The sequence below is a fragment of the Luteibaculum oceani genome (assembly GCF_007995015.1).
GTDB lineage: Bacteria > Bacteroidota > Bacteroidia > Flavobacteriales_D > Luteibaculaceae > Luteibaculum > Luteibaculum oceani.
Window position 1 is genome coordinate 82542 of the sequence record NZ_VORB01000007.1, and the last position, 22854, is coordinate 105395.

Here is a 22854-nt window from a genome sequence, read left to right on the forward strand (position 1 = left end):
CTAGGTATTAAGAAGTTTTGCCAAGGTATTGTGCAGGGCTTCTCCACGTAAGTTTTTGGCAACGATTTTTCCTTCTGGGTCTATCAGTAGGGTGAATGGGATGGAGTTTACGCCATACTTTTGGGCGGCTTCAGAATTCCAGAACTTTAGGTCTGAAACATGTTTCCAAGTCATGTTATCCGACTTAATAGCGTTTACCCATGCCGATTTATTCTTATCTAAGCTAACCGAAAGAATCTCAAATCCTTTGGATTTATATTTCTTGTATGCGTTAACCACATTGGGGTTTTCTCTTCTACAAGGTTTACACCAGCTTGCCCAGAAATCGATAAGTACATATTTACCTCTTAGATCAGAAAGGTTTATAACTTTTCCATCTGGGTTGGGCAAAGAGATTTCTGGTGCAACATTTCCTTCAGCGAGTAACTTTTCTCGCTCCTCTTCAGCTTTTTTCTGTTGTAGGTAAGCTGTCGCTTGTCCTTCGTTTCGGGTTATTTGGGCTTCAAGGTTTTTAATGTAATCAGATCCACCCATTCTAGGTTTTAATGCTTGTAAGGTAGACTTGTAGATTTCTAAATCCTCGATAGGGTGATAAACACTTAAACAACTTAAAACTGCAGGGGAATTTGGATGCTGATCAACAAAATTACGAGCATAGTCAGACCACTCTTGGTTAATTTCATTAAACCTGTTCATGGCACCCATTCTGTCTATTTGGCCAGCTTGAAAATCGGTGTTCAACTGCTGTCTTTTTTTATTCAGTTCCTGGGTAAAGGTGTGTACTTCGTTGAAATCTGTGCTTTCTTGAGGACCTTCAAAACGAGTGTTTTGGGTGATCGATTCTCTAAAGTCAGCCTTTATTTCCTTTCCAGGAATTCCTAGGAAAATGTAGGTGGTATTTCCGTCTATAATGTTCAGGAAATCCATTTCAGGAAGAATAGCAGTAAGCTGATATTTTCCGTCTTCACCAACGCTGGCAGAGTCTAGTACCTCCAATTTATTACCAATACTTTGCTTTAGGTAAATGGTTTTACCATTACCGCCCTCGTAAACTCCCGAAATTTCAACTTGATTTTCTGGTTTACAAGAGATAGCAAGTACCGCGGAAAGAATTAAAATTATTGTTCTCATTTTTCTAGTAGGGTTCTTAATATTTGATTTGCTTTTTTAGGGTCGGCTTTTCCTTTTGCAGCTTTCATAAACTCTCCCATAAATAGACCAAGGAGGTTTTTATTGCCTTGTTTGTAGGCCGCTACTTTATCTGGGTATTTATCTAAAGCCGCTTGCGCCAATGCAATGATTTCATCTTCGCTGGTATCCTGTAATAGGTTATTTTCTTTAGCGTAAGTTTCTGGATCAATGTTGTCGTCTACTACCCCTGGGAAAATCTTTTGTGTGGCAGTGGTGTGACTAATTTTCCCGTCTTCGATAAGCTGTAGCAACTTTGCCAAATTAGAAGTAGTAAGAGGGAATCTATCGATTTTTATTGCCCTTTGGTTTAGGTAGGATTTAACCGAGGTAATTACCCAGTTTGCCGCAACCTTGTAATTGTTGAATTTCGAAATAAGGTCATTATAATATTCCGCTATTCCTCTTTCTTCCGTTAAAATAGTAGCATCGTAATCTGATAAACCGTATTCCTGAGTGTATTTTTTAAACAACTGAGAAGGAAGTTCGGGTAATCCTTTCTTAACTTCTTCTATGAACACGTCTTTCAGAGAAATTGGAGCTATATCAGGTTCTGGGAAATATCTGTAGTCATGGGCAAACTCCTTGCTTCTCAACGAAAAAGTGCTGCCGTCGGTTGCATCGAAAGACCTTGTTTCCTGGTGAATGGTTCCCCCGTTTTCTATGATCTCAATTTGCCTTTTGGCCTCAAAATCAATTGCGCGTTGCACATTTCGCATGGAGTTCATATTCTTTACCTCGGTACGAGTTCCGAACTTTGGGTCTCCAAATTTTCTTACCGATATGTTGGCGTCACAACGAAGGCTACCTTCCTCCATATTTCCGTCGCAAATTCCAAGATATCGCACTATTTTTCTAACCTCTGTAAGGTACTGGTAGGCCTCCTCTCCAGATCTCATTTCTGGTTCAGAAACGATTTCAAGCAAAGGAACTCCAGCCCTGTTCAAATCAATTAAGGTATGGAAAGGATCCACGTCGTGTATGCTTTTTCCAGCATCTTCTTCCATGTGGATACGGGTAAGATTCACGCGTTTATCCACCCCATTGGTAGTAATGTCTATGTATCCACCATTACAAATTGGAGTGTGATCTTGGGTTATCTGATATCCCTTTGGTAAATCGGCGTAGAAGTAGTTTTTCCTTGCATAGTGCATCTCCTTTCGGATGTCGCATCCCAAAGCAAGTCCTAATCGCACAGCGTATTTTACTACTTGCTGGTTGGGAACAGGTAAGGTACCCGGATGCCCTAGAGTAATAACACTTACCTGGTCGTTCGGTAATCCTCCATATTCATACTTTTCGGCGCTGTAGGCCTTTGTAGTAGTAGAAAGCTGCAGGTGGACTTCAAGTCCTATAACTATTTCGTATTGGGCTAAGGTTGCCTCATCAATCATTCTTACCTAACTTTTGGTTTATGGATTCAGAAAGTTTTTTAATGAATCGATCTCCCAGATTGTCGTTTACTTCCATCTGAATAGGTGCTACAAGAATGGTCCAATCTTTAGGCCAATAATCTTTAAGCTGTACAAGCTTTACGTAGTCCTTTTCGGTGGTAATTATTACTCGATCCGGAGTTTTGGCGAAATTATTAAATATCTGTTGTATAGACTTAATGTCTTTAGGAGAATAACGATAATGATCTCTGAAATTAACGGCTTTTAAGTTGCTTATGGCGCCAGATAGAAAGTTGGAAATGGGCTTTGGGTTGGCGATACCGGTCACCAATAATGCCTGATCTATATGCTGCGCGTTCACTTCTTCTCCTGTCAATGGGTTTTTTAAAAGTCCATATTCTAGATGAGCAAAAAAGAGAGTTTTCTCCAAAGTAAACCCCGATTCGCGTTGAAATACTTTTTTGGTCTCGTGCGAAACCTGGCTCGGAGATTTTGTAATCATTAAGTAATCTGCCCGGACTGCTGCTCTTTTTAGGTCTCTTAAGCCGCCGGAAGGAACAAGGTGATCCCTAAAAAAAGGTTTATTAAAAGGCGTTAGTAAAACGTTAATATCAGCTTTTAATCGGCGATGTTGGAAAGCGTCATCTAGAATAATAACCTGAAGGTCTGGGCGGAATTCTAAAAATTTATTGACACCTACCCATCTGTTTTCACAAACAGCAAAGGGAATGTCCGTATTCTTTTGTGCCATTTGTACTGGTTCATCTCCATATTTGTTTGGATCTCCGTGTTTATCCACAATTAAAAAACCCTTGGTGCTGCGTCCATAACCCCTACTTAAAACACCTACGGTATATTTTCTAGAGAGCCTTTGGATTAACATTTCTGTTGTTGGTGTTTTTCCGGTGCCACCTAAGTTTAAATTTCCGACACAAATGATAAATGCGCGTTCGTGAGCGTAGGATCTGTAAAAACCAATGTCATATAGGAAATGCCTGATATTCAGAACCCCTCCATACATCCAAGACAGCGGTGCCGCAGCAAATCCCATTAATTTCATATCGCTATTTTTGAGAGCCAATAAAAGTCGTAAAAAAAATAGACCTTGAAAGTAGGAGATATATTAAGTTTTCTTGAGAATAAAGCCCATCCGTCATTGCAAGAGGGATATGACAATTCTGGGCTTATAGTGGGAAATAGGTTGGATGAGTGCTCAGGAGTGATAGTGTCACTGGATTGCACGGAGGAAGTTATAGAAGAGGCAATAGAAAATAACGCCAATTTGGTCGTGAGTCACCACCCTATTCTATTTGGAGGAATTAAAAGCCTAACTGGCGCAAATTATGTTGAGCGCACCATAATTAAAGCGATTAAAAACGGAATTTCTATCTACGCTATACACACAAACTTAGATAATGTTGCTCACGGAGTAAACGCAAAGATAGCGGAGGTGATAGGCCTTGTGAATACCAGAATTTTAAGTCCTAAGAAAGGTTTATTACAAAAGTTGGTGGTCTATGGCACCGAGGAGGATATATCGAAGATGCGCTCGGCCATTTTTAATGTAGGTGGTGGAGAAATAGGCGAATACAGTGAATGTAGTTTTCATCACACTGGAACGGGTAGTTTCAAGCCTAATTCCAATGCCAATCCAACTATAGGGGAGAAAAACAAGCGGACGGAGCAGCCTGAATATAGGTGCGAAATCCTTGTGCCGAATTATTTAATGAATGCCTGTTTACAGGCCGCAAAGGAGGCAAGCTCGTACGAAGAGTTGGCATACGATATAGTTAGTTTAGAAAATATCAATCAAACCATTGGAAGTGGAATGCTAGGCGAACTTCAGGAACCCATGTCAACTCTTGATTTTCTTGCTTCTGTAAAATCAAAGTTTGGATGTGGTGTAATCCGTTATTCAGGGGCGGCAAAAAGTATAAAGACTGTTGCCCTTTGTGGTGGGAGTGGATTTTTCCTTCTAGGTGCGGCTAAAAAGGCAAAGGCAGATATTTATATTACCAGTGATGTTAAATATCACCAATTTTTTGATGCTGAAAATGACTTGATTCTCGCCGATATTGGACATTATGAATCAGAACAATTTACAATCAATTTATTGGCTGATTTATTGAAGAAAAATTTTCCTACTTTTGCAGTTCGTTTAACCAGCAAGAATACCAATCCGGTAAATTATATCTAATATGGCAGAAACAGTGGCAAAGAAGGAAAATCCAATCGAGGAAAAGCTAAAAGCCCTGTATAACTTACAGCTTATAGATTCTAACATCGATAGAATTAATACCATTCGCGGAGAGCTTCCATTGGAGGTTCAAGATTTGGAGGATGAGCTAGCAGGATTGCAGACTCGTCTTGAAAAGATGATGAATGGTGTTCACGATCTTGAGAAAGAAATTTCGGCCAGAAAGATAAAAATGTCCGAATGTAACGAGTTGATTAAAAAGTACGGTGAGCAACAGCAAAACGTACGTAACAACCGTGAATACGACTCACTAACCAAAGAAATTGAATTTCAAACTTTGGAAATTGAGCTTTGCGAGAAGAAAATTAAGGAGCACAAGGCCGAGATTGCTGCAAAGCAAGAGCTTATTGATAGCACCAAAGAGCACATCAAAGAGCGCGAAGGTGATCTGGAAGCCAAAAAATCTGAGCTGGATTCTATCGTAAACGAAACTCGTAAAGAGGAAGAAGCCCTACTTAAGGAAAGAAAGAAAGCGGCATCAGTGGTTGATGAGCGACTTCTTAAAGCTTATGATAGAATTAGAACCAACGCCAGAAACGGTCTAGCGGTTGTAAATGTAGAGCGTGATGCTTGTGGTGGTTGTTTTAGTAAAATCCCACCTCAGAGGCAATTAGATATTAGATCTCACAAAAAGGTAATCGTATGTGAAAACTGTGGTAGAATCCTAATCGACTTCAAAGAAGAGGAGCCAGAGTTAGAAGAGAAGCCTAAAAAGAGAAGAACAACTAGAAAAAAGACAGCTACGGCATCTAAATAGTTATAATTCATTCAAAATAAAAAGCCCCCACGCATCAGCGTGGGGGCTTTTTATTTATATATCTTTTGATCTACAATGAAGATACTTCAGATTCGCGGTTAATTTTCTTTACCAATCCTTGAAGTACTTTTCCAGGACCAACTTCGATAAATTCAATAGCTCCATCTTTTACCATCTGTTGCACAGATTGTGTCCACTTTACAGGAGCAGTTAGCTGCTTGTTTAGGTTTTTCTTTATCTCCGCAGGATCCGAAACCGCAGAAGCAGTTACGTTTTGATAAATAGGGCAAATTGGAGTTGAAAACTCGGTAGCTTCTATTGCTGCGGCTAACTCTTCTCTTGCAGGCTCCATTAATGGAGAGTGAAAAGCTCCACCAACAGGTAATAGAAGGGCTCTTTTTGCACCAGCTTCTTTTAATTTTTCACATGCAGCTTCTACAGCAGCTGTAGCGCCAGAAATAACCAATTGACCTGGGCAGTTGTAATTTGCAGCTACCACTACTCCGTCGATATAGGCGCAAATATCCTCTACAACTTTGTCTTCTAGTCCTAATACTGCAGCCATAGTAGATGGCTCTAATTCACAAGCTTTCTGCATGGCTTGAGCTCGTTTGCTCACCAAGCTTAAAGCATCCTTAAATTTTAAAGTTTTATTAGCCACCAGTGCGGAAAACTCACCTAAACTATGTCCAGCAACCATGTCTGGCTTCATGCTTTCTCCCTTTGCCAATGCCAATGCACAGGAGTGGATAAATATGGCAGGCTGGGTTACCTTCGTTTGCTTTAAGTCCTCTGCGCTACCATCAAACATGATTTTTTGAATATCAAAACCAAGAATTTCATTGGCCTCAGTAAAAAGGGCTTTAACCGAATCAAATTCTTCCCATAAATCTTTGGCCATTCCTGGGAACTGAGATCCTTGGCCTGGAAATACATATGCTTTCATTAAGTTGGGTTTAAATTTTGGGGCAAATTAAAGGTTTAAACAATAAAAAAGCCCGAATTTATCATTCGGGCTTAGGAGTTATCTCAATTTTGGAAGCCTAGTCTCTTGATCCTCCAAAGAATCTTAATAAAAACAGAAACAGGTTTACAAAGTTTAAGTACATATTAAGTGCTCCCATAATGGCCATTTTTGCGCCATCGGCACTATCCGCATCTACCTGGTGCGACATGTTCTTTAACTTTTGCATATCGTAGGCGGTTAATCCGGTAAAGATTGCCACACCCAACAAGCTGATGATGTAGTCCATCATCTCACTTTTCATGAAGAAGTTTACTAACATGGCAATGATGATTCCAAACAAAGCCATATATAGAATGCTCCCCATTTTGCTTAGATCAGTTTTTGTAGTGTATCCAAGTATAGCCATACAACCAAAAGTTCCCGCCGTGATTAAGAAGGTGGTAAAAATTGTGGATTGAGTGTAGGCCAAGAAAATGAAACTAAGGCTAATTCCCATGATAGCTGAATAGGCAACAAAGGTTGAGGTAAGTGCCGTTGGAGACATTTTGTTCACCCTTCCAGCCATTAAAAAAACCAAACCAAGAGGAGCGAACATTACGATCCATCCCAACATATTTAATCCTCCTTGCTCTTTAATTAGGAGGCTAATTAATTCGGGAGTTGTTCCAAACCAATAGGCCAAACCTGCCGTAATGGTTAATCCACCTGCCATGTACACAAATACCCTGCTGATGAAAGTGCTTATGGATCTCTCCGCACTTATATCTCTATAACCAGTTTCACTCATTATCTTCTTTATTTATTTAGGTCCGAAGATATTAATGAAATGAATTCGTTTCTCGTATTTTCTTTTAAAAATTCTCCTGTAAAGGCGCTGGTGGTGGTAACGGAATTTTGTTTTTGCACTCCGCGCATCTGCATGCACATATGTTGTGCTTCAATAACCACAGCAACACCAAGCGGTCTTAGCGTCTCCTGAATACAATCTCTAATTTGATAAGTTAAACGCTCTTGCACTTGAAGTCTTCTTGCGTAAGCATCAACTACTCTAGGGATTTTAGATAGGCCAACGATTTGTCCATCAGGTATGTACGCAACATAGGCCTTTCCAAAAAATGGAAGCATGTGGTGTTCACACATAGAGTACAGCTCAATTTCTTTAACCAGTACCATTTGGCGATACTCCTCCTTGAACATAGCCGACTTTAGGATCTCAGCTGGATCAAGTGAGTATCCATGCGTTAAAAATTGTATGGCTTTGGCCACTCTTTCAGGGGTTTTTAAAAGTCCTTCACGAGTTGGATCTTCTCCAATTTCTTGAATTACACCTTCGTACAACCCTGAGAGTTTTTCAATAGATTTCTCGTGGTAGCGATCTATCCTCTCGTATGCTTCTTCTGATTCTCCGTTCTTACTCACCGTAATATTCTGCAAAATTGTTTCTGGTTTCATAAAGCTTGATGCAATGTAGGTCGCATTTTAACGACGATTTAATTTTTGGTTCAAGAATTTTCCACATGGCAATTACCAGATTCTCTGTAGATGCCATGATACCTTTCATAAACGGTACGTCCAGGTTAATGTTCTTGTGATCAAGCTTTTCGGTTATCTCTTCTTTAATTAAATCGCTTAGCGCTTTCAGGTCGCATACATACCCAGTATCTTCCTGTGGTTCTCCCTTTACGGTTACGAATAGGTCGTAATTGTGTCCATGCCAATTTTCGTTAGCACATTTTCCGAAAATCTCGTGATTCTTTTCTTTAGACCACTCGTCATTCCACAATTTATGAGCAGCATTAAAGTGCTCCCTTCTCGTAATGTATATTAATGCCATAAATTATTTTTCAAATATACTGTATAACCTGCTTAGCGGTAAAAAGTTATTTTTGTCTGCAAACCTAAGAAATGATAGTAGTTACAGGTGCAGCTGGATTTATTGGGAGTTGCTTAAGTGCTGGTCTTTTAAATTCAGGATACAAAGATATAGTTTTAGTAGACGATTTTAGCCAAGCTTCTAAGGAGCAAAACCATATTAATAAGAGTGTTACTGCAAGAGTAGATCGTAAAGACTTTACCAAGTGGTTGGTGGAAAATCAGAATCAAGTTCAATTTGTATTCCATTTAGGAGCTAGAACAGACACAACAGAATTCGATTATCAGATTTTCCAAGAGCTAAATGTAGATTACAGTAAGGCGGTTTGGAATATTTGTGTTGAAAATGGTATTCCATTGGTTTACGCGAGTTCCGCTGCTACTTATGGTTTGGGTGAGCTTGGGTACAAAGACGATCATGGGATTGTTTCGGATCTAAAGCCCTTAAATCCGTATGGAGAATCGAAAAACGAGTTTGATAAGTGGGTTTTAGAACAAGAAAAATTCCCTCCATTTTGGGCGGGATTGAAGTTCTTTAATGTGTATGGCCCAAATGAATACCACAAGGGCAGAATGGCGTCTGTAGTCTTTCACGCATTTAATCAAATTCAAAAGAACGGGGAAGTAAAGTTGTTTAGGTCTCACCGTGAAGATTATGAGGATGGTAAACAGCTGAGGGACTTTATTTACGTAAAGGATTTGGTGAATGTTTGCATTTTCTTGATGGAAAATAGAGAGCACTCTGGGTTGTATAACCTGGGGACTGGAAAAGCGAGAGCATTTTTAGACCTTGCTCAAGGTGTGTTTAAAGCACTAGACCTAAAGCCGAATATTAGCTTTGTAGATACTCCAGAGGATATAAGAGATAAGTATCAGTATTTTACAGAAGCTAAAATGGGTAAGCTAAGAGATGCGGGTTACGAAGCGCCTTTTACTTCTCTTGAAGACGGTATTTCAGATTACGTGAAAAACTACCTTCTACCCAATACGTATTATTAATCCAAGAAAGATTTTAACTGCAGGAGGTATTCTTTTATCTCCTGCAATTTATTTACCGCCTCTGCCTTGGTTGCAATAGCCACTTTATTAGCTTTCAACTGTTCCTTGGCACCACTCAAAGTGTAGCCCTTTACTTTTACTAAATAATGAATGGTTTGGATATTTTCTATATCCGCCTTGGTAAAAAGTCGATTCCCTTTTTTGTTTTTGTGGGGCTGGATTTCATCAAACTCACTTTCCCAATACCGAAGAATGGATGCGTTTACACCAATAAGCTCAGCCACTTCTGAAATGGTCCAGTAGAGTTTTTCTGTTGGCCTATTTTTCCACGGCATGTTTTAGGGTTCTGGGAACGACTAGTCGAACGATTGATTTGCACTTGAAGATAATTCAATCATCTTATCGTACTCCTCAGGTGTTAAATCGTTGAAGAAGAAGTTAATCGGGTTGATTTTTCTATTGTCTTTAAGAACTTCGTAATGGAGGTGAGGTGCCGTAGAGGTACCAGTAGAACCAACGTATCCAATTATATCCCCTCTCTTAACATTCTGTCCTGCGATTACATTAAATGCGCTTAAGTGAGCGTAAAGGGTTTTGTACCCAAAGTTGTGCTTAATAATAACGTGATTACCATAACCACGTCTACTTGCTTTAACATACTCAATTTTACCATCACCGGTTGCATATATCGGTGTCCCGGTTGGAGCGGTAAAATCCATTCCCGTATGCATTTTTCGGATTTTATGAATAGGGTGAATTCTATATCCAAATCCAGAGGCAATACGAGTAAGATCTTTATTGGAAATGGGTTGAATAGCCGGAATGGAGGCTAGCATTTCCTTTTTTCTTTTTGCTAAATCTATAACCTCATCAAAAGATTTTGATTGGATATATAATTCTCTGGCTATTTTGTCAATTCTCGATCTAGTTTCTACGACTAAATCGCTGAATTCATACCCCTGAATCTCGCTGTAGCGATCAACTCCACCAATTCCTGCATGCCTAACGCTTTGTGGAATAGGATCTGCTTCAAAAATTACACGGTAAATATTGTTGTCTCTTTTAACAACATCCTTTAAAACCTCGGTAATTTGATCTACTTCTTTGTTAAGTAAGGAATACTGAAGTTGTAATTGCTTGTTTTCCCTTTTTAAAGCACGTTCTTTAGGGGAATCGAAAAAGGTGTAGGCAAGAAAAATAATAATGCTCGCGAAAACCAAACCTGTGATTAACGTAGAGCCAATCTTTTTCAGATGGTCTTTAAACGTCAAGTTGATTTTCTCGTAATTGAGGGTGTTGGGGTTGTAAATGTACTTGTGCTTCGACATTCCCAGTTACGATTAACGCATTATAACTACTTATCGCGCAAAACTATAAAATTCTGCCTAATTGATATACTTTTGTTCGCCCGTAAAGCACAAATAACGGCCAGATATCAAAATCATTATGAAGACAGTCGAAATAAGAAATCGCTTCCTAGAATATTTCTCAAGCCAAGACCACGATGTTCAAGCATCTGCGCCTTTGGTAAATAAAAACGATCCAACCCTTATGTTTATAAATGCGGGGATGAATCAGTTTAAAGATATATTTCTGGGCAATGAACAAGCGAAATTTCCAAGAGTAGCCAATTCACAAAAATGTCTTCGCGTATCGGGTAAGCATAACGACCTAGAAGAGGTGGGGGTAGATACTTATCATCACACGTTATTCGAGATGCTTGGAAACTGGTCCTTCGGTGATTATTTCAAGGAGAAAGCCATAGAGATGGCTTGGAGGTTTATAACTGAAGAACTAAAAATTGATAAGAATAATCTTTACGTAACTTATTTCGAAGGTGATGATCAGGATGCTTTGGCTCCAGATGATGAGACCAAAGAAATTTGGAGCAGGTACCTGGCTTCGGATCGTATTTTAACTGGGAATAAAAAGGATAATTTCTGGGAAATGGGGGATGTGGGGCCATGCGGACCTTGTACCGAAATCCACGTGGATTTGAGATCTCAGTCAGAAAAGGACCAAAAACCAGGTGCGGAGTTGGTAAATCAGGACCATCCTCAGGTAATTGAGATTTGGAACTTGGTTTTTATTGCTTTCAATCGTTTTACCGATGGGAAATTAAAGCCGCTACCCAATAAGCATGTAGACACGGGAATGGGCTTAGAGCGTCTTGCAATGGTTATGCAAGGGAAAACGTCTACTTACGATACTGATATTTTTGCCCAGCTTATTGCTCATTTAAGTGGTCTTTGTGGTAAGAAATATACCGGTGGAGATAGCAAGCAAGATGTTGCCTTTCGCGTAATTTCAGATCATATTAGAGCTGTTGCTTTTGCAATTGCAGACGGTCAGCTGCCTTCTAATACAGGAGCAGGTTATGTGATAAGAAGGATATTGAGAAGGGCGGTTCGTTACGCCTATAGTTTTCTGGATTTTTCTGAGCCATTTTTCTACAGTTTAGTTCCAATTTTGGTAAAGGAGATGGGAGCTTATTTTCCAGAAATTTCCAATCAACAAGAATTTGTTGTTAAAGTAATTCGCGAGGAGGAGCTAGCGTTTTTTAGAACGCTTTCTTCTGGATTACAAAAAATCAATCAATATATAGGTCAGGCTGAATCTGGTGTGCTATCGGGAGAAAAGGCTTTTGAACTTTATGATACCTACGGATTTCCCTTCGATTTAACTGCACTTATTTTATCTGAACGCGGATGGTCGACTTCCGAAAAGGAATTTGAGGCCTGCATGGCGCAGCAAAAGGCCAGAAGTAAAAAGGCTGCCGAACAAGAAACAGGAGATTGGGTAGAAGTTCGTTCAGATCAGGAAATAGAATTTGTAGGATACGACAATTTGGAGTGCCAATCTAATGTGGTAAAACACAGGGAGGTAAAAACCAAAAAAGACACCTTGTACCACATCGTACTAGATAAAACACCTTTTTATCCAGAGGGTGGAGGACAAGTAGGGGATGCTGGTATTCTATTAGGTGAAACAGAAAGTATTCCAGTTATATCCACTAAGAGAGAGAACAACCTTATCATTCACATCACCAAAAAGGCTCCAAGTGAAAAGAGCTACATGGCTAAGGTTGATCGAGAAAAAAGGTTGTCTACACAAAGAAATCACAGTGCTACGCACTTGTTACATTTAGTATTAAGAGATTTATTGGGAAATCATGTGGAACAACGTGGTTCTTTAGTTAATGCAGATTATTTACGTTTCGATTTTAGTCATTTCGAAAAGGTAAGTGAAGAGCAATTACAAGAGGTGGAACAGCGCGTTAACAATTTAATTTTTTCATCCATTCCACTAGCAGAACACCGCGCTATAACTAAGGAGCAAGCTGAAGCAATGGGGGCAATGGCTCTTTTTGGGGAAAAATATGGTGATGTAGTACGGGCTATAAAATTTGGAGATTCAGTAGAGCTTTGTGGTGGAACCCATGTTAACAACACCTCGGAAATTGGCTTTGTAAAGCTTATTTCGGAAAGTAGCGTTGCTGCTGGTGTTAGAAGAATTGAAATGGTTTCGGGAAGAGGAGCTATTCAATACACCAATACCAAATTGAACACCCTTTCAGAAATTGAGTCTAAGCTTAAGTCAGTAAAAGACCCAGTTAAAGATGTAGAGAAGCTGTTGGATAGCAAGAGCAAGCTTGAAAAGAAATTGGAGGGATTGGAAAAGGCTCAGCTACAGACTTTAAAAAGCGAACTGAAGGCTAATGCCAAGGAATTGGGGAATGGAATATATCTTATTGCCTATAAAGGAGATATTGATGGAAATGGATTGAAAAATCTAGCTTTCGAATTAAAGGATATCGATAATACTGTGGTGGCACTTGCCGCTGAGAATGAAGGTAAAGTCTTATTGCAAATTGGGGTGAATAAAAGCCTTACGGAAAAGGGAGTTTCCGCTAAGGCCCTAATAAAAGAAACCGCCTCACTAATTAAAGGAGGCGGCGGAGGTCAAGATTTTCTTGCTTCGGCTGGAGGGAAAAATCCAGCGGGGATTACAGAAGCACTGAATAAAATTGAAGGAATTCTTGAGAGAATTTGAGTTTAAGCAAATTCGGCGTTACCTATGGTAGCGTCGTCTTTGTTTTCGTTTTCCTTGTAAACAGGTCCTTTATAGGTTTCGTCGTAAGATAATCCTAGGTTTAAAATGTAGAACCCGTTTAGTAAGATTACTAAAACGTAGTCTATAATGCTTCTTTTTCCAAAGCTTTGGCAAACCTCTATAAACACCTTAGCGGTAAAGAAAATATTAAACACAGGGATGAAATAATACCAAACGTGAGACGCAGGTCTTCCAACAACTCTGTTTAATACAATAAGGTTTAAAACAGGAACAAAAATGGTCCAACCATTTTGTCCAGCTTTGTCGTACAATTTCCATTGTCCAACAGATCCAACAAAAAACAGGAGTAAAATCACCAGTTTTGCTCCCATACTCATGTCGCTAATAAAATCGATAGCGGTCTCAAAAAATTCCATAATTAATTGTTTAAAGTTTGGTAAGGTTTTTCAATTCGGGTATTAATTTCCGAAAATGAAACCTATCCCACAAATTTGACGAATTAAAGATGAAACGGGTTGCTTATCGAAAAAACAATAATGTGGAGATAAAAATACTGGAAGTCAGTTAGGTGTTTAGTTTAGTTGTGGATTTTGATACTTAGATACATCCTGTGCAGATATTTCTGAATCGCTCAGTATAATTAGCCTTTCGATGGTGTTTCTCAATTCTCGGATGTTTCCTGTCCAGTTTAAATCTTCAAGAGATTTTATGGCATCCTTCGAAATTGCCTTTTTAGGCATTCCATAGTCGGCGCAAATTTGGTCGAGAAAGAAATTTGAAAGTAAGCCAATATCATCCTTTCTGTCATTTAAAGAGGGTATGTGCATCAAAATAACAGCCAAGCGATGGAATAGGTCTTCTCTAAATCCACCTTTGTTAATCTCCTCCCTAAGGTCTTTGTTGGTTGCGGCTATTACCCGCACATTAATTTTAATGTCTTTGTCACCACCCACTCTGGTGATTTTATTCTCTTGCAATGCCCTTAAAACTTTTGCCTGAGCGCTCAGAGCCATGTCTCCAATTTCATCTAGAAAAATAGTTCCTCCGTGAGCCAATTCAAACAAGCCTTTCTTCTGTTTAATGGCGGAGGTAAAAGATCCCTTTTCGTGACCAAATAATTCACTTTCTATTAGCTCGCTTGGTATGGCTGCACAGTTTACCTCAATAAATGGTTCGGCAGCGCGGGTACTTAGTTCGTGAATTTGCCTAGCAACCAACTCTTTTCCGGTTCCATTTTCACCCGTAATTAATACTCGAGCGTCAGTTGGAGCAACTTTTTCAATTAAAGCTTTAACTTCCTTAATCCCTTTACTTTCTCCTATTATTTGTGTGGAGGTTTTTTTCTTGATCCGTCGTTTTAGCTCTTTTTCCTTTTTTTCGAGTTTTTTGAGTTTTAGGGCATTTTTAATTGCCACCATCACTCTATTTAAATCGAAGGGTTTTTCAATAAAGTCAACGGCTCCAATTTGTAATGCCTCAACTGCGGTTTCGATAGTCCCATGCCCAGATATCATTATAAAGGGAATGTCCGAATCTTGACGGGCCTGGGTTAGAACCTCTAGACCATCCATTCCCTGCATTTTAATATCACAGAAGCATAAGTCGAGATTTTCCTTGGCGAGAAGAGATAATCCTTCTTTTCCATTTTCAGCGGTAAAGACGGTGTGATTTTCAAACTCTAGAATTTCCTTTAATGATCTACGAATTCCAGCTTCGTCGTCTATTATTAGGATGTTGGCCATTATTACTTTTTAATCTGGTTGAATAAAACGCCCTCCTTAAGAGAGTATGAACATTGCTTTATTTCTTTAAATGGACAGAGTGAAAGTACTGTCTCAATTAACATGCAGGAGATCACTATAAAATCAACTCGCATACTAATTAACCCATCGCGATTTTGACGTTGCTCCAAAGTAGATCCCTTCATCTCCTCGATGATCTCGTTTAATTCTTCCGGAGCAATCTCATTGGTTACCTTTTCTGAGGGATAGGGTTGTCGTTTAGAAGCAGCAATCATATCCACAATGGAGTCGAAGGATCCACTGGATCCAACAATCTTGGTTACCTTAAATTCTTTTAGTTTTCGCTTTAACTCCTCGAATTCTTCGGAGATGTATTTCGATATTTTATCTTGAGTATTGGGCTTAATGGGGTTTTCTGGATCGAACATTTCCTTTAATCGGGCAGCACCGATATCATAGCTTTTTAACCAATATGCTTCGTCACAATCAGCGATAATAAACTCGGTTGAGCCACCTCCGATATCCATAATTAGCGTTTTCTCCGAATCTAAAGCTCCACTGTGTTTAACTCCGGAATAGATGAATTTAGCCTCTTCGATTCCAGAAATAACATCTATGGTAATTCCGAATTTCTCCTTTACCTCCGAAAGAAATTCATTTCGGTTTTGCGCATTGCGTACGGCACTGGTGGCAAAGGCAGAGATTTTCTCTACCCCTGCAGCTTTGGCGCTTTCTAAAAGCATTGCTATGCCGCTTAAAGCTCTGTCCATTGCTTCGGGCATTAGCATGTTTTTTTGAAATCCTTTTTCACCCAATTTAACCGCAATTTTTTCGCGGTGGATTAACTCAACACTACCATTGATATGTTCGGCTACCAATAAGTTAAAGGTGTTGGTTCCAAGATCTAGAATTGCGGTTTTCATTTTGTTTAATGGTATTTGATCCATTTCCAAATTTCCTTGTAGCTAACCTTTTTACCATACATCAGGATACCTACTCGATAAATTTTTGCTGCAAGCCAAGTTACTGCCAAAAATCCTGCAATTAACAATGCCATAGAAAGTATTAATTGCCAAAGAGAGTCGGCATCAAATCCCACGGCAACTCTTAACATCATTACAATAGGGGAGGTAAGTGGGAAAATCGAAAACCAAAATGCAGCTGGACCTTCGGGGTTGGTTATAGCAAACTCGCCTACCATAAGTGCAAAAATCAACGGTATAGTAATGGGGAGCATAAATTGTTGGGTGTCGGTTTCGTTATCAACCGCGGCTCCAACTGCAGCAAATAGTGCCGCATAGATTAAATATCCTCCAAGGAAATAGAAGATAAACATTCCCAATAAAAGAGGGAAGTTAATACGCTGAATGAGATCGAAAATAGCAACCAATTCCTCGGAGGGGCCCTCTTGGTTTTGCACCATTTCTTGCACCGCTTCCTTGCTCATTTGCTGCGACATCATACTTGGATCGAATTCGTCTCCAAGTAAAATACCTTGGGCAAGGGTGGCTAGAATGAGGGTAAGAACAATCCACATTAAAAACTGAGTTAATCCTACCATTGCTATACCAATGATTTTCCCCATCATCAGTTGAAAGGGTTTTACCGATGAAATAAGTACTTCAACAATTCTGTTGGTTTTTTCCTCAATAACCCCGCGCATTACCTGCACTCCATACATAAATACGAACATGTAAATAAGGAACGCAAAAGCAAATCCTACTATAGCCAACTCTTGGTGGTATGAATCTTCTTCGTCTTGCTTGTGGATATCGCGCGTGGATATATCAAACTTGGTATTAATGTGCGCGTAGGTTGCTCGGCTAATTTCGTTAAGGTCTAGTTTGTAATCTTCGAGAATGTTTTCCATTTGCCCTTTTATATAGGCCTGGGTAACCATACTAGGAGCCTCCTTGTAATAAATAACTCCGCGGTTTGTTTGTATTACATTTTCGGGGAGATATAACATTAAGGTGTAGTCACTTTCGATGAACTCCTCATCGGAAATATCCTCTTCGGTATGGGTAACAGAAAATCCTTCTTTCTCATCAAAAAGCCCGTCGGTAAGAGTTAAGGGGCTTTTATCAACAACCAAAATATTTTGTGGTCCGCTCTCCGAAAGGCTAAGATATATTGCACCGGCAAATACACTAGCCATAAGAATAGGGCCAAGAATGGTCATTATTATAAACGACTTCTTTTTTACTCGCGTTAAGTATTCTCGCTTTATGATTAATCCAATCTTTCCCATGTCTTAGTTATTAGCGTTTACTACCTCTATAAATATGTCATTCATGGTTGGAACAACCTCCTGAGCAGCAATGATAGGAGCTTGAGGAATGAGCTCCTGAAGTAAATTGTTTAGGCTCTTATCTTCATTGAGTTTTATCTTCAGTTTTTTTCTACCCTCTGCCAAGGACTGTTCATCGGTTAAGGTTGAAAAAGATGGAAGGTTTATTTGAGATTCGGAGGGGATTACGATTTCCCAGGCGTTTGGAGCAAACTCCCTTTTTACCTCCGAAACAGCACCACCAAGTACCTTCTTAGATCTATTAATAAGTGCGAAAGAGTCGCAGATTTCTTCTACACTTCCCATGTTGTGGGTAGAAAGCATAATGGTAGCGCCTTCCTTTTTCAGCCTCATTATTTCGCCCTTGATTAAAGAAGTGTTTATGGGGTCGAATCCACTAAATGGCTCATCGAGAATTATAAGTTTGGGTTGATGGACCACGGTGGTTATAAATTGTAGCTTTTGAGCCATCCCTTTGGATAATTCCTCCACCTTTTTATTCCACCAAGAGCCAATTTCAAATCGTTCGAACCATTTTTTAATTTCTCTCTTGGCCTCGGATTGCGACATGCCTTTTAATTGGGCTAAGTACATGCATTGCTCACCAACGGTCATCTTTTTATACAGTCCGCGCTCTTCAGGTAAGTATCCAATTTGAGATATATGGTCTGGTTTTAATCTTTCACCGTTAAGCGTAACAGTTCCCTCGTCTGGGGCTGTAATCTGGTTAATAATTCGAATTAGAGTTGTTTTCCCCGCGCCATTTGGGCCGAGCAAACCGAATATTTCTCCTTCTTTAACCTCGAAGGAAACGTTATTGAGGGCTTTGTGGTTAACGTAAACCTTACTAACCTCTTTTATTGTTAACATGAACTGATCAATTTGGGCCTGAAAATAAAATTTGTAACAGTAATATGGATGTTTAAAATGAAAAAAGGCAGTATTCCTATGTAGAATACTGCCTTTTCTGTATTATATAATCGCTGGGATGATCATCCAAACATTTCCTTAACTCTTTGGAAAAATCCTTTGTCCTTATTTCCAGGTTTAGGTTGGAAGTTTTCAGACTCTCTTAGGCTTTCTAGCATGCTTTTTTCCTCATCCGTTAACTGTTGAGGTGTCCAAACATTAATGTTTACAATAAGATCACCTCTTCCATAACCATTTATTTCAGGAAGCCCCTTACCTCTCAACCTGAGAAGCTTTCCGCTTTGGGTCCCAGGGTCTATTTTAATTCTAGCCTTTCCGTTTACTAAAGGTACCTCTACCTGGCCTCCAAGGGTTGCGTCTACAAAGGAAATGTAACAATCGAAGTGAAGATTATTTCCATCTCTTTTTAAGAAGGGATGTTCTTGTTCTTCGATTACAACTAGTAAATCTCCTGGTATACCGCCCATTGGTGCAGCATTCCCTTTACCGCTCAGACTTAGTTGCATTCCTTCCTCTACACCAGCAGGTATGTCAATAGAAATAACTTCTTCTTCGCGCTTTAGACCGTTTGCGTCGGCATCCTTGGGTCTATTGCTAAGGGTTTTACCCGTTCCGTTACAACTTGGACAAGTGGTAGCAGTTTGCATTTGACCAAGAATGGTGTTCATTACGCGGGTAACTTGCCCTGCTCCATTACATTGACCACAAGTTCCGTAGGTAGCGCCTTCGGCTTGTACAAGTTTATTAACCTTAACCTTCTTGCTACAACCTTCTGCGATTTCTTCTAGGGTAAGCTTTACCTTAATTCTTAGATTGGTACCTTTTCTGCGTCTAGCACCGCCGCCTCCACCTCCAAAGCCACCACCAAAGGCGCCTCCAAAGATGTCTCCGAACTGGCTAAATATGTCATCCATAGACATTCCACCTCCGGCACCACCGCCGAATCCACCGCCAGCTCCAAAAGCTTGGTGTCCAAACTGGTCGTACTTAGCGCGCTTTTGCTCGTTACCCAAAATCTCGTAAGCCTCTGCAGCCTCCTTAAATTTGGTTTCAGCGTCTTTGTCATCTGGATTTTTATCCGGGTGATATTTAAGCGCAAGTTTCCTGTAGGCTTTCTTTATCTCATCCTTGGTGGCGTTTTTACTCACCCCAAGTATTTCATAATAATCTCTTTTCGCCATAATAATTGATTATTGGCCAACCACCACTTTTGCGTATCGAATCACCTTTTCATTGAACAGGTATCCCTTTTCAATAATGTCTACCACCTTGCCCTTAAGTTCTGGAGATGGGGCTGGAATGTTGGTGATTGCTTCGTGCTTATCCACGTCAAAGTCATCTCCAACTTGGGTAGCCATTGGAGTTAATCCTTTGGTTTTTAGGATGTTGTTTAATTTGTTTTGGATTAATGTAAATCCTTCGATAACCGCATCAATCTCTTTGGCCTCAGTATTTGAGTTGGCCGCTCTTTCAAAGTCATCCAAGATAGGTAGCATTTCCTTAACTACATCGCTACCAGCAGATTGGATTAAATCGAGGCGCTCCTTATTGTTTCTTCTTCTGAAATTTTCGAAGTCTGAGTATAACCTCAAGTACTTATCGTTGGCCTCTTTTAATTGTTCTTTCAATTTATCTTCCTCGCTGAGTTCTTCGGTTTGCTCCTCTGCACTTTCGGCAGTTGAATTTTCAGTTTCCTGTGTCGATTCTTCAGTTTTTTCTTCCTGAATATTTTCCTTGTTCTCCTCGTTCAAAATTTCTTCCGCTTGCTCCGCTTTCTTATTCATGGTACACAGATTTTTCTGGTTACTAATAAGGCAATTACTTTGCCAATTTTCTTAGCGTGCCAAATTGGCAATAAAAAACCCCTTCCGTTGAGCGAAAGGGGCTGCAAATTTAGGCATTATCTTAAGACCTAAAGCTTTTTAACGTATTTATCGAGTTCTCTATCCAAAAGAGGTCCTCTTAGGTTCTTTGCTACAATTACTCCATCAGGATCTACCAAATAACTTGCCGGGATAGAATTCACTTTATAGGTCCTTGCTGGTTTACTGTTCCAATATCCAAGGTCGCTTACATGGTAATCCCATTGTAGGTTGTCTTGTTCAATTGCCTTTTCCCAAGCATCTTTAGATCGGTCTAAACTCACACTAAAAATTTCAAAACCTTTTGCATCTCTAAATTTCGCCTTGCTGTATTTCTCGTATGCTCTAACCACATTTGGGTTCTCTCTTCTACAAGGTCCACACCATGATGCCCAGAAGTCGATCAGTACATATTTCCCTCGTAAGTCAGAAAGTGCATATTCCTTTCCGCTGGGGCTGTTAAGTTTTATTTCGGGTGCGATATCACCAATACCCGTTCCTACTTTTTTAGTTTGCCCCGAAACTGCAAATGCAGCAACTAGCAATAATCCTGTGCTTAATAACTTTAATGCTTTCATAATCTATTTACGTACAATATCTGCGCCAAGTCTTCTCAGGCGGTTTTCTATATCTTGATATCCTCTATCAATCTGCTCAATGTTGTGAATGGTAGATTTGCCATCCGCGCTTAAGGCAGCAATCAATAAGGAAACTCCAGCCCTAATGTCGGGAGAAGTCATTTCAATTCCTCTTAGGTTTTGTGATCTGTTTAATCCAATAACCGTAGCTCTATGCGGGTCGCAAAGAATTATTTGTGCCCCCATGTCAATGAGTTTATCGACAAAGAAAAGTCGGCTTTCAAACATTTTTTGATGAACCAATACCGAACCTTTTGCCTGGGTGGCAACAACCAAAATTATGGATAAAAGGTCGGGTGTAAACCCAGGCCATGGGGCGTCGGATATGGTTAAAATTGAACCATCTATAAAAGTGTCTACTTCGTAACTTTCCTGCTCGGGTATAAAAATATCATCTCCTCTGCGCTCCAGTTTTATTCCTAATCTTCTGAATATTTCGGGAATTAGACCAAGCTCGTCATAAGCCACATTTTTTATGGTGATCTCAGATTGCGTCATAGCCGCAAGTCCAATAAATGAGCCGATCTCAATCATGTCTGGAAGCATAGTGTGTTCCGTGCCGCCGAGGTAATCTACTCCCTCAATGCGCAGGAGGTTACTTCCTATTCCATCAATTTTTGCTCCCATCCTTACCAGCATTTTGCAAAGTTGCTGAAGGTAAGGTTCGCAGGCCGCATTGTATATGGTGGTAGTTCCCTTTGCCATGACAGCAGCCATAAGTATGTTGGCTGTTCCGGTTACCGATGCTTCATCCAAGTGCATGTAACAACCATTTAGGTTGCTAGCTTCCACCATGTAAAAATGCTCGGTTGGATTGTAGTTAAATTGGGCTCCCAATTTTTTAAATCCTTCGAAGTGGGTGTCCAGTCTTCTTCTCCCAATTTTATCTCCACCGGGCTTTGGAATGTAGCCTTTACCAAATCTAGCTAGCAGTGGTCCCACTATCATGATAGAACCTCTAAGACTACGACCTTTCTTTTTGAAAGCTTCGGAGTTTAAGTACTCTATATCTACATTTTTTGCACAAAAACTGTATTCAGATTTATCCAATCGCTCTACCTCTACTCCCAAATCTTCGAGTAGGGATATTAGTTTTTGTACATCAAGGATGTCGGGGATGTTTTTTATTACAACCTTTTCAGGTGTCAAAAGAACGGCACAGAGAATTTGCAGTGCCTCATTCTTTGCACCTTGTGGAATTATTTCTCCTTTGAGTTTTTTACCACCTCGGATTTCAAATGAACCCATTTATGAATGTCTTTTTTTGGAGTTAGTTCTTTTTGTGAAATTTTTCTTACGCTTTCTGTTGCCTTGGTTGTTAAGGTCGGATGCAGATGCAATTTGCGAGGGGTCATTCAAACGCAGTTTCCCATCAGATAATTCTTCAAGATGTTTAAGAATCACTTCATCATCAACGGTATCCCTATTCCAATTTAGGTAGCAGCGCTTCATTAAATTTACGGTTACCAGAATTAGCGCTTGGCGCTCTTCTCCCGGCTCCATATCCCCGGCGGCTTTAATCAGGTCTTGTACTATTTTACCATAATGTCCGTACTTAATACCACCTTTCGGATACTTAACCTTGTTCGGTTTTTCTTGAAATTGCTCTGCACTTGGAGGAGGGTAGGGGCCATCTACTTCCAATTCGAAATTGGACATAATATATAAGTGGTCCCATAATTTATGCTTGTAGTCTTCTACATCTCTTAAATGTGGGAACAATTGCCCCATAACATCCACAATGGCAAAGGCTACCTTGTTTCGCTCAACTCTATCTTCAATTTCACTGCAATACTTCACCATTTTCTGGATGTGTCTTCCATACTCGGGTATGATAAGGTAATTGCGTTGACTGTTATATTCTAATTGGTGTTCCATTCTGGT

The 22854-nt window shown here is 39.8% G+C and carries 23 protein-coding genes; 4 read left to right on the forward strand and 19 right to left on the reverse strand.

Going from position 1 to position 22854, the window contains the following annotated elements; all coding sequences use genetic code 11:
* The 3 genes from FRX97_RS08625 to lpxK are packed head-to-tail and all read right to left on the reverse strand — an operon-like array spanning nucleotide 1 to nucleotide 3642.
* Complete coding sequence (locus tag FRX97_RS08625; protein ID WP_223266596.1) at nucleotides 1-1131, reverse strand: TlpA disulfide reductase family protein; 1131 nt, start codon at nucleotides 1129-1131, stop codon at nucleotides 1-3.
* Entirely contained in the window at nucleotides 1128-2582 is a 1455-nt protein-coding gene (gene gatB, locus FRX97_RS08630; protein WP_147014806.1) for an Asp-tRNA(Asn)/Glu-tRNA(Gln) amidotransferase subunit GatB, read from the reverse strand. Before gatB ends, FRX97_RS08625 begins: the two co-directional genes overlap by 4 nt.
* Entirely contained in the window at nucleotides 2575-3642 is a 1068-nt protein-coding gene (gene lpxK / locus FRX97_RS08635) for a tetraacyldisaccharide 4'-kinase (RefSeq protein WP_147014807.1), read from the reverse strand. Before lpxK ends, gatB begins: the two co-directional genes overlap by 8 nt.
* A 45-nt stretch (nucleotides 3643-3687) precedes the next feature.
* Between lpxK and FRX97_RS08640 the strand changes: the two genes are divergently transcribed.
* Both FRX97_RS08640 and FRX97_RS08645 read left to right on the forward strand, forming a co-directional pair.
* Nucleotides 3688-4779 carry a Nif3-like dinuclear metal center hexameric protein gene (locus FRX97_RS08640; RefSeq protein ID WP_147014808.1) on the forward strand — a complete coding sequence of 364 codons (1092 nt, stop codon included), beginning with the start codon at nucleotides 3688-3690 and terminating at the stop codon, nucleotides 4777-4779.
* 1 nt (nucleotide 4780) lies between these two features.
* On the forward strand, nucleotides 4781-5596 hold the full coding sequence (locus tag FRX97_RS08645; RefSeq protein ID WP_147014809.1) for a zinc ribbon domain-containing protein: 816 nt from the start codon (nucleotides 4781-4783) through the stop codon (nucleotides 5594-5596).
* Between the two features lie 70 nt (nucleotides 5597-5666).
* Here FRX97_RS08645 and fabD read toward each other — a convergent pair whose 3' ends face one another.
* The 4 genes from fabD to FRX97_RS08665 all read right to left on the reverse strand — a co-directional run bounded on the left by fabD (nucleotide 5667) and on the right by FRX97_RS08665 (nucleotide 8397).
* On the reverse strand, nucleotides 5667-6542 hold the full coding sequence (fabD, locus tag FRX97_RS08650) for an ACP S-malonyltransferase (protein ID WP_147014810.1): 876 nt from the start codon (nucleotides 6540-6542) through the stop codon (nucleotides 5667-5669).
* 97 nt (nucleotides 6543-6639) lie between these two features.
* A complete protein-coding gene (locus tag FRX97_RS08655; protein WP_147014811.1) occupies nucleotides 6640-7350 on the reverse strand; it encodes a Bax inhibitor-1/YccA family protein in 711 nt (236 codons plus the stop codon).
* Between the two features lie 8 nt (nucleotides 7351-7358).
* Nucleotides 7359-7919: a GTP cyclohydrolase I FolE gene (folE, locus tag FRX97_RS08660; RefSeq protein ID WP_394348731.1), complete on the reverse strand. Its 561-nt coding sequence runs from the start codon at nucleotides 7917-7919 to the stop codon at nucleotides 7359-7361.
* A gap of 55 nt (nucleotides 7920-7974) precedes the next feature.
* On the reverse strand, nucleotides 7975-8397 hold the full coding sequence (locus FRX97_RS08665; protein WP_147014813.1) for a 6-pyruvoyl trahydropterin synthase family protein: 423 nt from the start codon (nucleotides 8395-8397) through the stop codon (nucleotides 7975-7977).
* 71 nt (nucleotides 8398-8468) lie between these two features.
* Between FRX97_RS08665 and rfaD the strand changes: the two genes are divergently transcribed.
* Nucleotides 8469-9434, forward strand: a complete 966-nt coding sequence (rfaD, locus tag FRX97_RS08670; RefSeq protein ID WP_147014814.1) for an ADP-glyceromanno-heptose 6-epimerase — start codon at nucleotides 8469-8471, stop codon at nucleotides 9432-9434.
* Here rfaD and FRX97_RS08675 read toward each other — a convergent pair.
* Nucleotides 9431-9769, reverse strand: a complete 339-nt coding sequence (locus tag FRX97_RS08675; RefSeq protein WP_147014815.1) for a MerR family transcriptional regulator — start codon at nucleotides 9767-9769, stop codon at nucleotides 9431-9433. The two genes, rfaD and FRX97_RS08675, sit on opposite strands and share 4 nt — an antisense overlap.
* A 21-nt stretch (nucleotides 9770-9790) precedes the next feature.
* Nucleotides 9791-10762, reverse strand: coding sequence for a M23 family metallopeptidase (locus FRX97_RS08680; protein ID WP_147014816.1), 972 nt, complete (start codon nucleotides 10760-10762; stop codon nucleotides 9791-9793).
* 118 nt (nucleotides 10763-10880) lie between these two features.
* On the opposite strand from FRX97_RS08680, the gene alaS reads away from it, so the two are divergent.
* Nucleotides 10881-13487: an alanine--tRNA ligase gene (gene alaS, locus FRX97_RS08685; protein ID WP_147014817.1), complete on the forward strand. Its 2607-nt coding sequence runs from the start codon at nucleotides 10881-10883 to the stop codon at nucleotides 13485-13487.
* 2 nt (nucleotides 13488-13489) lie between these two features.
* Here the strand turns inward: alaS and FRX97_RS08690 are convergent, their stop codons facing one another.
* The 10 genes from FRX97_RS08690 to FRX97_RS08735 form a co-directional block, all read right to left on the reverse strand.
* On the reverse strand, nucleotides 13490-13924 hold the full coding sequence (locus FRX97_RS08690) for a DUF5684 domain-containing protein (protein ID WP_147014818.1): 435 nt from the start codon (nucleotides 13922-13924) through the stop codon (nucleotides 13490-13492).
* 156 nt (nucleotides 13925-14080) lie between these two features.
* On the reverse strand, nucleotides 14081-15250 hold the full coding sequence (locus FRX97_RS08695) for a sigma-54-dependent transcriptional regulator (protein WP_147014819.1): 1170 nt from the start codon (nucleotides 15248-15250) through the stop codon (nucleotides 14081-14083).
* 2 nt (nucleotides 15251-15252) lie between these two features.
* On the reverse strand, nucleotides 15253-16173 hold the full coding sequence (locus FRX97_RS08700; RefSeq protein WP_170227085.1) for a Ppx/GppA phosphatase family protein: 921 nt from the start codon (nucleotides 16171-16173) through the stop codon (nucleotides 15253-15255).
* Nucleotides 16174-16178: 5 nt separating this feature from the next.
* Nucleotides 16179-17501, reverse strand: coding sequence for an ABC transporter permease (locus FRX97_RS08705; RefSeq protein ID WP_147014821.1), 1323 nt, complete (start codon nucleotides 17499-17501; stop codon nucleotides 16179-16181).
* Between the two features lie 3 nt (nucleotides 17502-17504).
* Nucleotides 17505-18410, reverse strand: coding sequence for an ABC transporter ATP-binding protein (locus FRX97_RS08710; protein ID WP_147014822.1), 906 nt, complete (start codon nucleotides 18408-18410; stop codon nucleotides 17505-17507).
* 122 nt (nucleotides 18411-18532) lie between these two features.
* Entirely contained in the window at nucleotides 18533-19651 is a 1119-nt protein-coding gene (dnaJ, locus tag FRX97_RS08715; RefSeq protein ID WP_147014823.1) for a molecular chaperone DnaJ, read from the reverse strand.
* Nucleotides 19652-19660: 9 nt separating this feature from the next.
* A complete protein-coding gene (locus FRX97_RS08720) occupies nucleotides 19661-20254 on the reverse strand; it encodes a nucleotide exchange factor GrpE (RefSeq protein ID WP_147014824.1) in 594 nt (197 codons plus the stop codon).
* 128 nt (nucleotides 20255-20382) lie between these two features.
* On the reverse strand, nucleotides 20383-20910 hold the full coding sequence (locus FRX97_RS08725) for a TlpA family protein disulfide reductase (RefSeq protein WP_147014825.1): 528 nt from the start codon (nucleotides 20908-20910) through the stop codon (nucleotides 20383-20385).
* Between the two features lie 3 nt (nucleotides 20911-20913).
* Nucleotides 20914-22218, reverse strand: a complete 1305-nt coding sequence (gene murA / locus FRX97_RS08730; RefSeq protein WP_147014826.1) for a UDP-N-acetylglucosamine 1-carboxyvinyltransferase — start codon at nucleotides 22216-22218, stop codon at nucleotides 20914-20916.
* On the reverse strand, nucleotides 22219-22848 hold the full coding sequence (locus tag FRX97_RS08735; protein ID WP_147014827.1) for a DUF4290 domain-containing protein: 630 nt from the start codon (nucleotides 22846-22848) through the stop codon (nucleotides 22219-22221).
* Nucleotides 22849-22854: the final 6 nt, after the last annotated feature.

Excerpts from the sequence above, each read along its gene's own strand:
- FRX97_RS08625 (WP_223266596.1), bottom strand. The coding sequence starts at position 1,131 with ATGAGAACAATAATTTTAATTCTTTCCGCGGTACTTGCTATCTCTTGT.
- gatB (WP_147014806.1), bottom strand. The coding sequence starts at position 2,582 with ATGATTGATGAGGCAACCTTAGCCCAATACGAAATAGTTATAGGACTT.
- lpxK (WP_147014807.1), bottom strand. The coding sequence starts at position 3,642 with ATGAAATTAATGGGATTTGCTGCGGCACCGCTGTCTTGGATGTATGGA.
- FRX97_RS08645 (WP_147014809.1), top strand. The coding sequence starts at position 4,781 with ATGGCAGAAACAGTGGCAAAGAAGGAAAATCCAATCGAGGAAAAGCTA.
- fabD (WP_147014810.1), bottom strand. The coding sequence starts at position 6,542 with ATGAAAGCATATGTATTTCCAGGCCAAGGATCTCAGTTCCCAGGAATG.
- FRX97_RS08655 (WP_147014811.1), bottom strand. The coding sequence starts at position 7,350 with ATGAGTGAAACTGGTTATAGAGATATAAGTGCGGAGAGATCCATAAGC.
- FRX97_RS08665 (WP_147014813.1), bottom strand. The coding sequence starts at position 8,397 with ATGGCATTAATATACATTACGAGAAGGGAGCACTTTAATGCTGCTCAT.
- rfaD (WP_147014814.1), top strand. The coding sequence starts at position 8,469 with ATGATAGTAGTTACAGGTGCAGCTGGATTTATTGGGAGTTGCTTAAGT.
- FRX97_RS08675 (WP_147014815.1), bottom strand. The coding sequence starts at position 9,769 with ATGCCGTGGAAAAATAGGCCAACAGAAAAACTCTACTGGACCATTTCA.
- FRX97_RS08680 (WP_147014816.1), bottom strand. The coding sequence starts at position 10,762 with ATGTCGAAGCACAAGTACATTTACAACCCCAACACCCTCAATTACGAG.
- alaS (WP_147014817.1), top strand. The coding sequence starts at position 10,881 with ATGAAGACAGTCGAAATAAGAAATCGCTTCCTAGAATATTTCTCAAGC.
- FRX97_RS08690 (WP_147014818.1), bottom strand. The coding sequence starts at position 13,924 with ATGGAATTTTTTGAGACCGCTATCGATTTTATTAGCGACATGAGTATG.
- FRX97_RS08695 (WP_147014819.1), bottom strand. The coding sequence starts at position 15,250 with ATGGCCAACATCCTAATAATAGACGACGAAGCTGGAATTCGTAGATCA.
- FRX97_RS08700 (WP_170227085.1), bottom strand. The coding sequence starts at position 16,173 with ATGAAAACCGCAATTCTAGATCTTGGAACCAACACCTTTAACTTATTG.
- FRX97_RS08705 (WP_147014821.1), bottom strand. The coding sequence starts at position 17,501 with ATGGGAAAGATTGGATTAATCATAAAGCGAGAATACTTAACGCGAGTA.
- FRX97_RS08710 (WP_147014822.1), bottom strand. The coding sequence starts at position 18,410 with ATGTTAACAATAAAAGAGGTTAGTAAGGTTTACGTTAACCACAAAGCC.
- dnaJ (WP_147014823.1), bottom strand. The coding sequence starts at position 19,651 with ATGGCGAAAAGAGATTATTATGAAATACTTGGGGTGAGTAAAAACGCC.
- FRX97_RS08720 (WP_147014824.1), bottom strand. The coding sequence starts at position 20,254 with ATGAATAAGAAAGCGGAGCAAGCGGAAGAAATTTTGAACGAGGAGAAC.
- FRX97_RS08725 (WP_147014825.1), bottom strand. The coding sequence starts at position 20,910 with ATGAAAGCATTAAAGTTATTAAGCACAGGATTATTGCTAGTTGCTGCA.
- murA (WP_147014826.1), bottom strand. The coding sequence starts at position 22,218 with ATGGGTTCATTTGAAATCCGAGGTGGTAAAAAACTCAAAGGAGAAATA.
- FRX97_RS08735 (WP_147014827.1), bottom strand. The coding sequence starts at position 22,848 with ATGGAACACCAATTAGAATATAACAGTCAACGCAATTACCTTATCATA.